The sequence below is a fragment of the Pseudomonas sp. 1152_12 genome (genome assembly GCF_052850675.1).
Genome location: NZ_VXCW01000005.1, coordinates 1 through 12,863 on the forward strand (window position 1 = coordinate 1; position 12,863 = coordinate 12,863).

The 12,863-nt window shown below is 59.1% G+C and carries 9 protein-coding genes and 1 pseudogene; 7 read left to right on the forward strand and 3 right to left on the reverse strand.

Features of this window, described 5'->3' with window-relative positions; translation table 11 throughout:
- Nucleotides 1–188: 188 nt before the first annotated feature.
- Nucleotides 189–482, reverse strand: coding sequence for a DUF3077 domain-containing protein (locus FW764_RS10145; protein WP_446434176.1), 294 nt, complete (start codon nt 480–482; stop codon nt 189–191).
- 1,033 nt (nt 483–1,515) lie between these two features.
- Between FW764_RS10145 and FW764_RS10150 the strand changes: the two are divergent.
- From FW764_RS10150 to FW764_RS10160, 3 genes and pseudogenes are all read left to right on the forward strand, one after another.
- A pseudogene (locus FW764_RS10150) lies at nt 1,516–1,677 on the forward strand (IclR family transcriptional regulator); the annotation flags it as partial.
- Nucleotides 1,678–1,858: 181 nt separating this feature from the next.
- Nucleotides 1,859–2,440 carry a YceI family protein gene (locus FW764_RS10155; protein WP_446433818.1) on the forward strand — a complete coding sequence of 194 codons (582 nt, stop codon included), beginning with the start codon at nt 1,859–1,861 and terminating at the stop codon, nt 2,438–2,440.
- Between the two features lies 1 nt (nt 2,441).
- Nucleotides 2,442–3,599, forward strand: a complete 1,158-nt coding sequence (locus FW764_RS10160; RefSeq protein WP_446433819.1) for a phospholipase D-like domain-containing protein — start codon at nt 2,442–2,444, stop codon at nt 3,597–3,599.
- 28 nt (nt 3,600–3,627) lie between these two features.
- Here FW764_RS10160 and FW764_RS10165 read toward each other — a convergent pair whose 3' ends face one another.
- Both FW764_RS10165 and bglX read right to left on the reverse strand, forming a co-directional pair.
- Nucleotides 3,628–6,681, reverse strand: a complete 3,054-nt coding sequence (locus FW764_RS10165) for an autotransporter domain-containing protein (RefSeq protein ID WP_446433820.1) — start codon at nt 6,679–6,681, stop codon at nt 3,628–3,630.
- Nucleotides 6,682–6,834: 153 nt separating this feature from the next.
- The gene (bglX, locus tag FW764_RS10170) at nt 6,835–9,126 is read right to left on the reverse strand and encodes a beta-glucosidase BglX (protein ID WP_446433821.1); all 2,292 of its coding nucleotides are present in this window, start codon (nt 9,124–9,126) and stop codon (nt 6,835–6,837) included.
- A gap of 245 nt (nt 9,127–9,371) precedes the next feature.
- On the opposite strand from bglX, the gene FW764_RS10175 reads away from it, so the two are divergent.
- From FW764_RS10175 to FW764_RS10190, 4 genes are all read left to right on the forward strand, one after another.
- The gene (locus FW764_RS10175; RefSeq protein WP_446433822.1) at nt 9,372–9,983 is read left to right on the forward strand and encodes a LemA family protein; all 612 of its coding nucleotides are present in this window, start codon (nt 9,372–9,374) and stop codon (nt 9,981–9,983) included.
- Nucleotides 9,984–10,001: 18 nt separating this feature from the next.
- Nucleotides 10,002–10,730, forward strand: coding sequence for a TPM domain-containing protein (locus tag FW764_RS10180; RefSeq protein ID WP_446433823.1), 729 nt, complete (start codon nt 10,002–10,004; stop codon nt 10,728–10,730).
- 31 nt (nt 10,731–10,761) lie between these two features.
- A complete protein-coding gene (locus tag FW764_RS10185; RefSeq protein ID WP_446433824.1) occupies nt 10,762–11,379 on the forward strand; it encodes a TPM domain-containing protein in 618 nt (205 codons plus the stop codon).
- 222 nt (nt 11,380–11,601) lie between these two features.
- Nucleotides 11,602–12,819 (forward strand): class I SAM-dependent methyltransferase, encoded by a 1,218-nt coding sequence (locus FW764_RS10190; protein ID WP_446433825.1) that lies wholly within the window; start codon nt 11,602–11,604, stop codon nt 12,817–12,819.
- The last annotated feature ends 44 nt before the right edge of the window (nt 12,820–12,863 follow it).

The following is a 12,863-nucleotide window of genomic DNA, read 5'->3' on the forward strand; positions in this document are numbered from 1 at the left end:
TGCAGGCACCTTGGCACATCAGGCATAACCAGTTGATGCCTTCGCAGGCAAGCCAGCTCCCACATTTGACCGAGTACACGCGTCTACCTGATGTACTGAGCTCAAAATGTGGGAGCGGGCTTGCTCGCGAATACGGTGGGCCAGTTATATATAAGCCGACTGACACACCGCCATCGGGCGCGAACGACTTACTGCGAGGTTGGGCTGCCAGGCTGCAATGCCAGCAGCAAGTCATCGATGATGGCCTTACCCATTTCTCCCAGGTAATGCGAGGCGAACGCGAACTTCTCCGCCTTGGGGTCCATGGCGGCCTCTAGCGAGAGCATTTTTGCGTAATAAAGCACGTGCGAGGCGTGTTCAAGGGCTTCCACAAGCGGAACTCCCGCGTTGACGCGGAACACTTTCAAATGGCTTTTGTTTTCTCCGCAGTCTGCGAAGGTCGCGGCGCCGATAGTTTCGGCTGAGGTTATTTCGTACGGCATAAGCTTGCTCCTTTGGTACAACCAAAAAGAGCTGCCAGTCACGATTCCAAGCGTGGGGGTGGCAGCTGTACGCAGGTTGGAATCCGAGAAGAAGCGACTCGGCAGGCACAAGGCCTCCCACGCACAGCCGCCATAAAGCACAAACAGCGGGCACAAAAAAGCGCCGACTGACTGCATGACGACGCTGTAGCGTCTTCTTTCTCGGGATTCCACGCCCGGTCACTGATGAGCAGCGACGGGGGGAGATTAACGTGATGGTCTCCTGGCTGCAACTCGCAATCTGGGTAGGTTTTTTCCGACTGAAGCGACAGCTTTTCGATGAAGGCACTCGCCATCCTGCTCGAAACAAGAAACGTTGATGCAGTTAGGGGGCCGCGGGGGGCTGCACGTTGTCTGTGGGGCTCATCCGATCGAGTTCTCGTCTCTGGCGCTCCTGTTCCTCTGGTGACAGAGGTTTCTCTACTGTTATTTTCAGGCAGTTTCCATCGAGCTTGTTAGCCTGCGCTCTGGTTAACTGAGCACCGAGTTTGTCCTTACACAAATTATAGTGACTTTTTTCAATGTCTTCTGGTGTTTCTTGGAACGCTACCGCGTGAACTTGGCGGGAAATTCCCGAGCTGGCTATCAATAGAAATATTGCGACGGTGAATAGGGGGCGTCGCACGGCCATACTGAAGCCAAACGTTGTATTTATATTTGTGTCCATAATATGGGGCTCCTATGGAAGTTAATTTTGTACATGCCTGTTGGGTAGTAACAGTGTTTACTGCGTTCAGTAGTTTTTAAGCTGGTTAGAGCAGTGGTTTATAGTTTCATAATTTGTGCTCAGCGTGCATTGATTGTTCTGTCGGTGTTGTGTGAGTTGAGATGTCATTAATATGATTGGCGTCGGAACGTTGAATGTCACCTGTTAAAAATCACAGTTTTTTAGTGTTAGTTGCTTTTGATCTTGAAGCGAAAAGTTATAAGCGTCCGGTGTGGCATTTTTTTTCAGGGGCGCCAATGTCATAAGTAATAAATCGAAAGTCAGGTCCTGATTCGCGCGGTGGCATTGCCGGTGCAGGCCAATGGGCGGCTGGTCGGCAGCATGGCGTTGCACTGGCCGATGCATCAGGCGCCGGTTGAACGTGTGTTGAACCTGCATATGGCCAGCCTTGAAGCGACGGTGCGTGAAGTGCAGCGGGCGTTACTCTGAGGTACTGAGCGCTGATAAACAGCACAAAACAACTGTGGGCTTGCTCGCGAATGCGCTGGGTCAGTTACAAATGAGCTGACTGACCCATCGCATTCGCGAGCAAGCCCGCTCCCACATTGGATTTGCGCCGTTCATTAGATTGCGCTTAAGGTTCGTCCAGGTTTTTACCCCATGAGTCTTTATGTTCAATGTCAAACCGCTGGCACTCACGCTGCTGACGTGTGCCGCCCTACCTGCCCACGCCGATTGGTACCTGGATAACGAATCCTCACGCCTGTCATTCGTCACCACCAAAAACACCGAAATCGCTGAAGTGCATCGCTTCCTGGTGCTGCACGGCAAAGTCGACAGCCAGGGCGCCGCGCGATTGGAAGTGGAGCTTGAGTCGATCAACAGCGGCATCCCGCTGCGCGATGAGCGCATGCGCAACGACCTGTTCCAGATCAAGACCTTCCCCGAAGCGGTGATCAGCGCACAGATCAATCTGCAACCCATCAATGACCTGGCCCCCGGCGCGCAGGTGGAATTGCGCCTGCCCCTGAGCGTCACCCTGCGGGGCAAAACCCAAATCTACAGCGCCGAGCTGTTGGCCACACGCCTGGATGACCGCCGTTTCCAAGTGGTGACCCTGGAGCCGGTGGTGCTGCATGCCGAGGACTTTGAGCTGGCGCCAGCTGTGGCGGCGTTGCGTAAAGTGGCGGGGCTTAAGTCGATCAGTTTGTCGGTGCCGGTGGGTGCGGTATTGATCTTTACGGCGCGCTGACATGAGCGGCGCAGTCTTCCCGTGGCGCAGCGCCAACCGTTTCGAATTGCTGATTGACGGCCCGAGCTTTTTCCCGAAGATGCTGGTGGCGATCGCTCGCGCTGAACGGCAAGTCGAGTTGGAGCTGTACCTGGTGGAAGCCGGGGCCTGCGCCGACGCCATGGTCCAAGCATTGGTGCTCGCCGCCGGCCGTGGCGTGCGCGTACGTTGCCTGTTTGATGACTACGGCAGCCTGGCGTTTACCTTGGGGCTACGCAAGCGCCTGACTGACGCGGGCGTGGAGCTGCGGTTTTACAATCGGCTGAGCTGGCGACGTTGGATGCGCAACCTGTACCGCGACCACCGCAAGCTGTTGCTGGTTGACCAGAGTATTGCTGTGGTCGGCGGGACCGGCGTGACGGATGAGTTCTGGACGCCGGGGCAAGACACAGCCGAATGGCACGAAGTGATGGTTTACTTCAGCGGCCCATTGGTGCTCGACTGGCAGGCGTTGTTCGACCGGCAATGGCACGCCAACGCGGCTCGGCGGGAGTGGAAACCCGCTACTCATTTTGGCTTGCCGCGCCTGCCCAAGGTGCCTGCGACGGGGCCGGGCCTGGGGCGCGTCGCGTATGCCGACGCCCGTCAGCATCGCGATATCTTGCAGTCGCTGATTCGCGCCCTGAACAGCAGCCAGCAACGCATCTGGCTGGCCACGCCGTATTTTCTGCCGACCTGGAGCGTGCGCCGTGCCTTGCGCCGCGCAGCCGGGCGTGGCGTGGATGTGCGCCTGCTGCTCAGTGGCCCGCGTACCGATCACCCGTCCGTGCGGTATGCCGGGCACCGTTATTACCCGCGTCTGCTGCGGGCAGGTGTGCAGATATTTGAGTACCAGCCGTGCTTCCTGCACCTGAAAATGGTGTTGGTGGATGACTGGGTGAGCATCGGTTCGTGCAATTTCGACCACTGGAATTTGCGCTTTAACCTGGAAGCCAATCTGGAAGCATTGGACCCGCAATTGACGCTGGCCGTGGCAGGCAGTTTCGAGCGCGATTTTGCTCAGAGCCAGGCGGTCAGCCTGGCGGCGTGGAAGTCGCGGCCGTTGTGGCGGCGGGTCAAGCAGCGGCTGTGGGGATGGATCGATCGGTTGGTGGTGAATCTGTTGGGGCGGCGGGGCTAAGGCACCCCGCCTGTACGGATAGCAGTGCTTAGAACCGCAGTGAATACTGCGCCGTGATGCTCTGGTCTCGCGTGCGCTCACCGTGTTGTCGGGTGAAACCCAGGTCCAACGCGCTGTCGCGTGTCAGGCGCGCGGTGGCGCCCAGCTCCAGTCGGGTGCTGAGGCGATCCAGCGGCGCGCCGCTGACGCTCATCACACGCCCGCCGTCCCAAGCCGCCTGGGTGGTCGGTTGCAGGTCGCCGCTGGCATGGGTGTAGGCCAGGCCACCGCGCACGCTCAACCACGACGGGCCGACCTGCGCCTTGCCCAAGTCCAGGTTGAACCGCATGCCAGCAGTGGTCAGGTTGACGTTTTCCTTCGAGCGTTTGCCCTTCAGTGCGGCGATGCCCCCGCGCTCTCCGAAGCCTTCGCTACGCTGTTGCACATTGGCCAGTTGCAGGTACGGCTGCCAATCCCAGAAATCATGGCTGAACTTATAGTTCGCCTCAGCAAATGTCTGCACGGTGCGGCTGGCGTACTGGGCGGACAGGCTGTTTTCTAGGCCGGGGAAGCTGACGCGGCGTTTTGTCTGGATCTCATGTTGCGCATAAGCGATGCCGCCATAGAGGCCGAACGCGTCCCACGTGTGGCCCGCGTGCAGGCCCAATTGGTAAGTGTCGAGCGTCGCCTTGCCACGCGCTCCAGCTTTCACTTCGGTTTGACCGCTGCCGGCGATCACGCCCAGTCGGGTGCCTTGTTCCAGTGTGTGATCGAACCCAAGCAACAGGCCCGTGCTGCTGTGCGCGGTACGCGTGGTATTGCTGTCGCCCGCGAGTTGGCCGGACTGACGCGGCAGTTGCACCCAGACCCCTTGGTTTTTGGCTTCGGGTGCGTCGGTGCGGCTGTCTTGCGCCAGGCGCTGACGGTCGAGTGCGGCCTGACGCAACACGCGGCTGTTTTCGATCAACACCGCTTGGGTACTGGCATGCAGTTCGCCGCTCAACGGGTCGAGTGCCGAAGGTGCCTGGTCGGGAAACAACGCAGTCAGGCGCTGCAGCACCGGCGATGGCAGGGTTTCAGCATCGGCGGCAGTGGCGACGGCGCGCTGGTTGGCAGTGCCGGCTGCCGACGCCAGTGACCGGCCACGGCCGAATTCCACCCGCAAAACGTTGCCTTCCTTGACCTGGGAAACACTGAGGAAGGGTGAGAATTCACGGCGGTCGATTGAGGCAAACTCGCCAGTCAATGCACCTTGGGCCTGGAGAATGCTGTAACGCTGGCCCAGATAGTAGCTGTTGGGTTGCGCGCTGAGGTACAGCGAGCCGCCAGTGATAGACGCCTGGTTTTGCACCTGCAGTTTTGCCGGGGCTGACGGGTCCACCAGCCCAGTCATCAGGGTTGAACCGGCGGCTTGTGTGTAATCGCCCACGACGGCCAATGAACCGTTCAGGCGCAGAGCGCCGCCGTCGACATTGACGTCACCCTTGAGGGTGTTGATACCGTCCAGCTCCAGAATACCTTCCTTGAGCGTGGCTCCGGCAAAGCTGTTATTGCCGCTCAGGCGCAGCCAGCCGATGCCGGTTTTTTCCAGGCGGCCCGGGCCGCTGATATCGTTGCGCCAATCATCCCAGGCACCGCCTTGCCAGACGATTGCGCCGCCGGCGGGGCGGTCCATGTTGACGTTGTTATCCACCCGCAGTTGGCCGGGGCCGTCGATGGCTTTTTTCAGGTTCATCAGGCCCCAGCCGTAGACGTCGTCGACACCCGGCTCGCCGAGGTCGGTGGCGGTGGTGAGCAGTACGTCGCGGATTTGTGGGTTGTCGAGGTAGGGGAAACGCTCCATCAGCAGTGCCAGGCCACCGGTGACGTGGGGGGCAGCCATGGAGCTGCCGGAACTTAACATATAGCCTAACTCGGGCTTATCACCGGTCACTGCGAAACCATTGACACCACCGTCCTGGTCAAAGTGGTTTTCGGTTTGTATGGAACCTGTGACCCAGGACGAGTTGATATCCGTTCCGGGCGCGGCCAGGCACCAGTCTTTGCTGAAGCCACAGCGTTTTGAATACTCGCCTAGGGTCAGCTCTTTATTTAAGTTGACGACGGTCAGCCAATAGGGCTCCAGCGCTGCAATGGCACGTGGCAGGCTGGGATGAAGCCCGGCATTGAGCGCTTTTTGGGGGGATTCGTTTGCTGTGGTTACGTTGCCTGCTGACCAGACTTGCAGCATCCCATACGTGATAGCGTTGTCTGCTATGGCCTTGAGTTCTGAATAAACGGAGGTTCCTGTTTCGCTTAATGCCATGTCCAGCTCTGTGTCGTTCGCGGGCGAAAATGGGCTCCCCCAACTATTGTTGACGACTCGTACATTCTGACTGTGCAATTGGGCATAGGCGGCGTCTACCGCTGCAACCGTTGGAAGCGGGGCGCGCAAAATGTCTGTTATGGAAATGGGGCCTCCCAGGTAGGTGTTGCCGTACTTGCGCACTGCACTTAAGTTGGCTGCGTAAGCCACACCCTGGATGCCGGACCCATCACGATGGGCGAGTGCTGTGCCGGCAACGTGAGTGCCATGCGCATTGTAGGTGGCCCCTACAAGTCCGAGATATTCATCAAGTTGTTCACGGGTGAGGATGCCATCGGCTATAGCCTCTTCAAGGGCGGTCAATGCTTCGGGTGGTAATGAATCGATAACGGTTACCGCCGCGCGATCTCCTTCTGTGTAGAAGCAGCCTCTCTCCAGCACAGTCCCACTCATGCAGCCGGTGTCAGCCATCAGCACGCCGACATTTGGCTTCCCCGCAAACTCACTATGGCGCAGGTCTGTTCCAGAGTCGTAAACGCCTAATCGTACTCCTGCGCCACTTAAGCCCCGTGCATAGGCGTAATCAGCGCCGACCGCGCCCAACCCCCAGTTACTCTTGAACTCGTCACTGCGCCAACTGGCTGCGTCGTGCAGTCGGCCTTGCTCGACGTAGTTCGCGGCTTCAACCGGCATGCCCGACAGGCCGCCGAGTACACAGAGGGCAATAGCATTTTGCTTGAACGATGCTTGAATAGACGCTCTTTTTTTCGCCGACCGAGCGCTTTTTATGGGCGACATGATCCACACACCTGCACATTAAATTGGGCTGACAGGGTGTGTGAGTGGAAGTAGGGCCAGATGTAGGACTTGGCTTGAATGGGCCGGGAAAGTGAGCTTTTTACCGACTTGGATGCGCAGGCCCCCTCTTCAAAAAAGAGGGGGCTTATGGTGTTACAACAACTCGAACGTCTGCTGCTGAACGTCTTGGGAGTCGAGCCCGATCTGTACATTGAACTCGCCCGGTTCCGCGGCGAACTTGAGCTGGGTGTTGTAGAACTTCAAGTCTTCCTCGGTGATGGTGAAGTGCAGCGTGCGCTCTTCGCCGGCCTTGAGCATGACCTTCTGGAAATTCTTCAGCTCCTTGATCGGGCGGATCATCGAGCCGGCCACGTCCTGGATATACAGCTGCACCACGGTTTCGCCATCGACCTTGCCGGTGTTTTTCAGCGTGACGCTGGCGTCGAGCTTGCCGGTCTTGTTCAGGGTAGTGGACGACAGTGCCATGTCCGACAGGCTGAACGTGCTGTAGCTCAGGCCATAACCGAACGGGAACAGCGGCCCGGTGGTGTCATCGAAGTACTGCGAAGTGTAGTTGCCCGGCTTGCCCGGGGTGAACGGGCGGCCGATGGTCAGGTGGTTGTAGTAGGTAGGAATCTGACCAACCGAACGTGGGAAGGTGATTGGCAGCTTGCCCGATGGGTTGTAGTCACCGAACAGCACATCGGCGATGGCGTTGCCGCCTTCGGTGCCGGCGAACCAGGTTTCCAGGATCGCATCGGCCTGTTGGTTCTCATCGACAATTGACAGTGGGCGGCCGTTCATCAACACCAGCACCAGCGGTTTGCCGGTAGCCTTCAAGGCCTTGATCAGGTCGCGCTGGCTTTGCGGGATGTTCAGGTCGGTACGGCTCGAGGACTCGTGGGACATACCACGCGATTCGCCCACGGCAGCCACCACCACGTCGGCGTCTTTCGCGGCCTTCACTGCTTCGTCGATCAGCACCTGCGGGGAGCGGGTGTCATCCACTACTTCCGGCGCATCGAAGTTGAGGAAGTTGAGGTAGTCGACCACCGCCTTGTCGTTGGTGATGTTGGCACCACGGGCATAGATCACTTTGCCTTTGTCGCCGATCACCGCGTTCATGCCGTCGAGCAGGGTCACCGATTGCGCCGGTTTGCCGGCGGCGGCCCAACTGCCCATCATGTCGATCGGTGCCTTGGCCAGCGGGCCGACCAAGGCGATGGTCGCGGATTTTTTCAGCGGCAGGGTGTTGTTCTGGTTTTTCAGCAGCACCAGGCTACGGCGCGCGACATCACGTGCGTCGGCACGGTGCAGGCGGCTTTCGGCGTACGTGTCGGCCGGGTCATCTTCGGCCTTACCGATGCGCAGGTACGGGTCTTTGAACAGGCCCATGTCGTACTTGGCGCCGAGCACCTCACGCACGGCGTTGTCGATGTCGCTTTGTTCGATCTCGCCGGATTTCAGCAGGCCGGGTAATTCCTTGCCGTAGAGCGAGTCGTTCATGCTCATGTCGATGCCGGCCTTGATCGCCAGTTTGGCGGCTTCACGGCCGTCCTTGGCCACGCCGTGCTTGATCAGCTCGAAGATCGCACCGTGGTCGCTGACGGCCAGGCCTTTGAAACCCCAGTCCTTGCGCAGCAGGTCGTTCATCAGCCAGGTGTTGGCGGTGGCGGGCACGCCGTTGATCGAGTTCAGCGCCACCATCACGCCGCCGGCACCGGCCTTGATCGCTGCGTGGTAGGGCGGCAAATAGTCCTGGTACATCTTGACCGGGCTCATGTCGACCACGTTGTAGTCGCGTCCGCCTTCCACCGCGCCATACAGCGCGAAGTGTTTGACGCTGGCCATGATGCTATCGGCATTGGCGGGGCTGGCGCCCTGGAACGCCTTGACCATCACTTCGGCAATGCGCGACGTCAGGTAGGTGTCTTCGCCGAAACCTTCGGAAGTACGCCCCCAGCGCGGGTCACGGGAGATGTCGACCATCGGCGCAAAGGTGATGTCGAGGCTGTCGGCGGCGGCTTCCTGGGCGGCGATGCGCCCGGAGCGACCGATGGCGTCCATGTCCCAGCTGGAGGCCAGGGCCAGGCTGATCGGGAAGATCGTACGGTGGCCGTGTATCACGTCGTAGGCGAAAAACATCGGGATCTTCAACCGGCTGCGCATGGCCGCGTCCTGCATCGGACGGTTTTCCGGGCGCGTGATCGAGTTGAAGGTGCCACCGATACGGCCAGCGGCGATTTCCTTGCGGATCAGCTCGCGAGGCATTTCGGGGCCGATGCTGATCAGGCGCAATTGGCCGATTTTTTCATCCAGGGTCATCTGCTTGAGCAGGTCGCTGACGAAGGCGTCCTTGTCTTTAAGCGCAGCAGGCTTTGTTTCTGCCCATACGGGGTGAGTGGCCAGAATGGCAACAAGGCTGAGCAAACACAGCTTCTTCATGAATATCCTTTTTCGGCTCACTGCACAGCACAATCGCGCTGTTCTGCCAAAATGTGGGGGAACCTATGTTGTTGTTCGAGTGTTATTGCAGTAAATGCACGACACTTGTGAACTCTTATTCGCGCTGGGCATCTTTTTAGCTGATTGGCTCAATGCAATCCAGTGGTGGCGGCGGATTATGCCCCAAGCGCGCGATTTATAGGGTTAGTCGTCAAATTCCATCCAGTTTGGGCAGGAGAAACACCATGCAAGCAGCACAAAATTACCGCTGGGGCTGGAAAGCCGCGGCTCTACTACTGATCAGCAGCGTGCTCAGCGGTTGCGGCATCAACACAATTCCGACGCTGGATGAACAGGCCAAGGCGGCCTGGGGCCAGGTGCAGAACCAGTACCAACGCCGTGCCGACCTGATCCCTAACCTGGTGGAGGTGGTCAAGGGCTACGCCGCCCATGAGCAAGACACCCTCACCGCCGTGATTGAAGCGCGGGCCAAGGCCACGTCGATTCAGGTGGATGCCAGCACCCTCGACAACCCTGAGAAACTCAAGCAGTTCCAGCAAGCCCAGGACGGTTTGAGCGGCGCCTTGAGCCGTTTGATGGTGGTGTCCGAGCGCTACCCGGACCTGAAGGCCAACCAGAACTTCCTGGCCCTGCAATCGCAACTTGAAGGCACGGAAAACCGCATTGCCGTGGCCCGTCGCGATTTCATCCAGGCGGTGCAAGCGTACAACACCGAAATCCGTACCTTCCCAGGTCGCCTTTGGCACAGCGTGATGTACAGCGACTTGCCGATCCGCGCCACATTTGAAGCCACCAGTACCGACGCTGATAAAGCGCCGCAAGTGAAGTTCAAATAAGGCTTCTCTGAGGTGTCGATGCGTTTATTACGGATAGGCTTGGCGCTGTGGTTGCTGGCCTGCGTCGGAGCGGCTCAGGCCGCGCCGACGTTCCCGCCATTAACCGGGCGGGTGGTGGACAGCGCCCAGATGATCGACCCGGCAACGCGAGTGCAGATTACCCAACAGTTGGCGCTGCTTGAGCAGAAGTCCGGTGATCAGATCGTGGTGGTCACCGTGCCCGACCTGCAAGGCGTAGCCATTGAGGACTACGGTTACCAATTGGGGCGCCAGTGGGGCATCGGGCAAAAGGGCAAGGACAACGGCGCACTGTTGATCGTCGCCCGTGATGAGCACAAATTGCGCATCGAAGTCGGCTATGGCCTCGAAGGTGTGCTGACTGATGCGCAGTCCTGGGTGATCATCAACCAGGTGATCGCGCCCAAGTTCAAGGCCGGCAATTACAGTCAGGGCATCAGCGACGGCGTGGCGGCGATGCTGCAAGTGGTGGGCGGTGAACCCTTGGCGGTGCCGGCCCATGTGGCGGACGCCAACTTCGCCAAGGATAATCCCGGGCTTTCGATCGGCTTGTTCATTCTGTTGATCGGGGTGTTGTGGCTGTGCAATCGCCTGGGCCTGCCGGTTGGCGCTATTTTGCTGGCCATTCTCAGCAGCAGCGGGCGCGGTGGCGGCGGCGGCGGTGGTGGCGGTGGTTTCCGAGGTGGCGGCGGTGGTTTTGGCGGCGGTGGTGCCTCAGGCGGCTGGTAATGACTATAACTAGAAAGGGGCATCTACAACCATGGCACTACTGAGTGAACACGAGCAACGCCAGGTCGCCGAGGCGATCGCTCGGGTCGAAAAAACCACCGATGCCGAACTGGTCACCGTGCTGGCGGCCTGTGCCGATGATTACGCCTACATTCCGTTGCTATGGGCCAGCCTGATCGCGTTGGTGGTGCCCGGCGTGGTGCATTACTTGTCGGGCTACCTGAGCATGTACACCTTGCTGTTGGCGCAGTGGGCGACCTTCATTGTGTTGTGCCTGGTGTTCCGCCTGCCCAAGGTCACCACCCGCTTGATTCCGCGCTCGGTGCGGCATTGGCGCGCGTCCAACCTGGCGCGCCGCCAGTTCCTGGAGCAGAACCTGCACCACACGTTGGGCAGCACCGGTGTGCTGATTTTTGTCAGCGAGGCGGAGCGATATGTGGAGATTCTGGTGGATGACGGAATTTCCAAACGATTGGATGACAGCAGTTGGGACGACATCGTCAAGGCGTTTACCCAGCGGGTGAAACAGGGGCAGACGTTGGCGGGGTTTATTGAGTGTATCGAGGCCTGTGGCGAGTTGCTGAAGGTACATGTGCCGGTGACGCAGACGCGTAATGAACTGCCGAATCGGTTGATCGTGCTCGAATAACCCTGGCCACACGGATCTAAAAAAGTGGTCGGGGGCTTGCTCCCGATAGCGCTGTATCAGGTGCACGTGTGCTGACTGACACACTGCCATTGGCAGCAAGCCCCCTCCAACATTTAGATCTGTGCTGCGCGTTAGAATCGACCACTGGTCAAATAACCCCGTGCCCTGAATCACTATCCCCCCTAAAATGCCCGGCATTCCCAGCCCGAGGCGTTTTTGTTCATGTCCGTCACCGCTCAACCTGCCAGCCCTGCGCCGGATCATCACGCCCAGTTCATCGAGCTGCTGAGCGCAAGCCTGGCGCAGAATGCGTTTATCAAGTTGGTGCTGGCCAAGTACGTCGGTGAGGAAACCGAGTTGCAGCGGCTGATCATCAAGCCCGTGACGGTCAAGGAGCAGGCGTGCCTGTCCTTCGTCTACCGCTACAAGACCCGTGACATCACCAAGAACTGGCCCCTCGCTGACGGTGTAACGGCGGTTGCCGAGCTGTTGCCCGCGTCGTTCAAGAATGCACACTTGTTGTCGCTGACCGACGAAGCCCAGCTGGAATACAGCAAGAAGAACAAAAGCTCGCTGTTCAAAAGCAAGCCGCAGCAACTGCGTGAGGCGCCGTCCGCCGAGCACAACCGCGAGAAAAATCGCTTCCTCGACCTGAGCCGGCCGTTCCTCGCCGACCTGGGCGTGACCGATGCCAAGCAGGCGCTGATCCCGTCGATGTCGCGCAAGTGGAAGCAGATCAACAAGTTCATCGAAGTGTTCAGCCATGCGCTGACGTCTTCACCCTTGAAGCTCAACCTGCCGGTGCGCGTCGCCGACTTTGGTTCCGGCAAGGGCTACCTGACCTTCGCCATCCACGATTACCTGCGCAACACCCTCAAGGCCGAGGGCGAAGTGACCGGCGTCGAACTGCGCGAAGACATGGTGACCCTGTGCAACAACGCCGCCGCGCGCCTCGAACACCCAGGGCTGGTGTTCAAGTGCGGTGATGTGCGTAGCGTGGCACCCAGCGAGTTGGACGTGATGATCGCGCTGCATGCCTGTGACATTGCCACTGACTATGCGATTCACACCGGCATCCGTTCTGGTGCGTCGATCATCATGTGCTCGCCGTGCTGCCACAAACAGATTCGCCTGCAGATCCAAAGCCCGGTGCTGCTCAAGCCGATGCTGCAATACGGTCTGCACCTCGGTCAGCAGGCGGAAATGGTCACCGATAGCTTGCGCGCCTTGTACCTTGAGGCCTGTGGATATGAGACCAAGGTGTTCGAGTTCGTCTCGTTGGAACACACGAACAAGAACAAGATGATCTTGGCGGTCAAGCGCGCCGAGCCTTTGGATAACGCGCAGTTGCTGGAGAGAATCCGGGAGTTGAAGGCGTTCTACCAGATCAGCGAACACTGCCTGGAAACCTTGCTGCGCACGGATGGCTACCTGAGCTGAGACCGCTGCAAATCAAATGTGGGAGGGCGCAAGCACCCTCCCAC

What these genes read in the sequence shown, in the direction of transcription:
- FW764_RS10165 (WP_446433820.1), bottom strand. Translation starts at nt 6,681, where the DNA reads ATGTCGCCCATAAAAAGCGCTCGGTCGGCGAAAAAAAGAGCGTCTATT.
- FW764_RS10160 (WP_446433819.1), top strand. Translation starts at nt 2,442, where the DNA reads ATGAGCGGCGCAGTCTTCCCGTGGCGCAGCGCCAACCGTTTCGAATTG.
- FW764_RS10180 (WP_446433823.1), top strand. Translation starts at nt 10,002, where the DNA reads ATGCGTTTATTACGGATAGGCTTGGCGCTGTGGTTGCTGGCCTGCGTC.
- FW764_RS10155 (WP_446433818.1), top strand. Translation starts at nt 1,859, where the DNA reads ATGTTCAATGTCAAACCGCTGGCACTCACGCTGCTGACGTGTGCCGCC.
- FW764_RS10145 (WP_446434176.1), bottom strand. Translation starts at nt 482, where the DNA reads ATGCCGTACGAAATAACCTCAGCCGAAACTATCGGCGCCGCGACCTTC.
- FW764_RS10190 (WP_446433825.1), top strand. Translation starts at nt 11,602, where the DNA reads ATGTCCGTCACCGCTCAACCTGCCAGCCCTGCGCCGGATCATCACGCC.
- FW764_RS10185 (WP_446433824.1), top strand. Translation starts at nt 10,762, where the DNA reads ATGGCACTACTGAGTGAACACGAGCAACGCCAGGTCGCCGAGGCGATC.
- FW764_RS10175 (WP_446433822.1), top strand. Translation starts at nt 9,372, where the DNA reads ATGCAAGCAGCACAAAATTACCGCTGGGGCTGGAAAGCCGCGGCTCTA.
- bglX (WP_446433821.1), bottom strand. Translation starts at nt 9,126, where the DNA reads ATGAAGAAGCTGTGTTTGCTCAGCCTTGTTGCCATTCTGGCCACTCAC.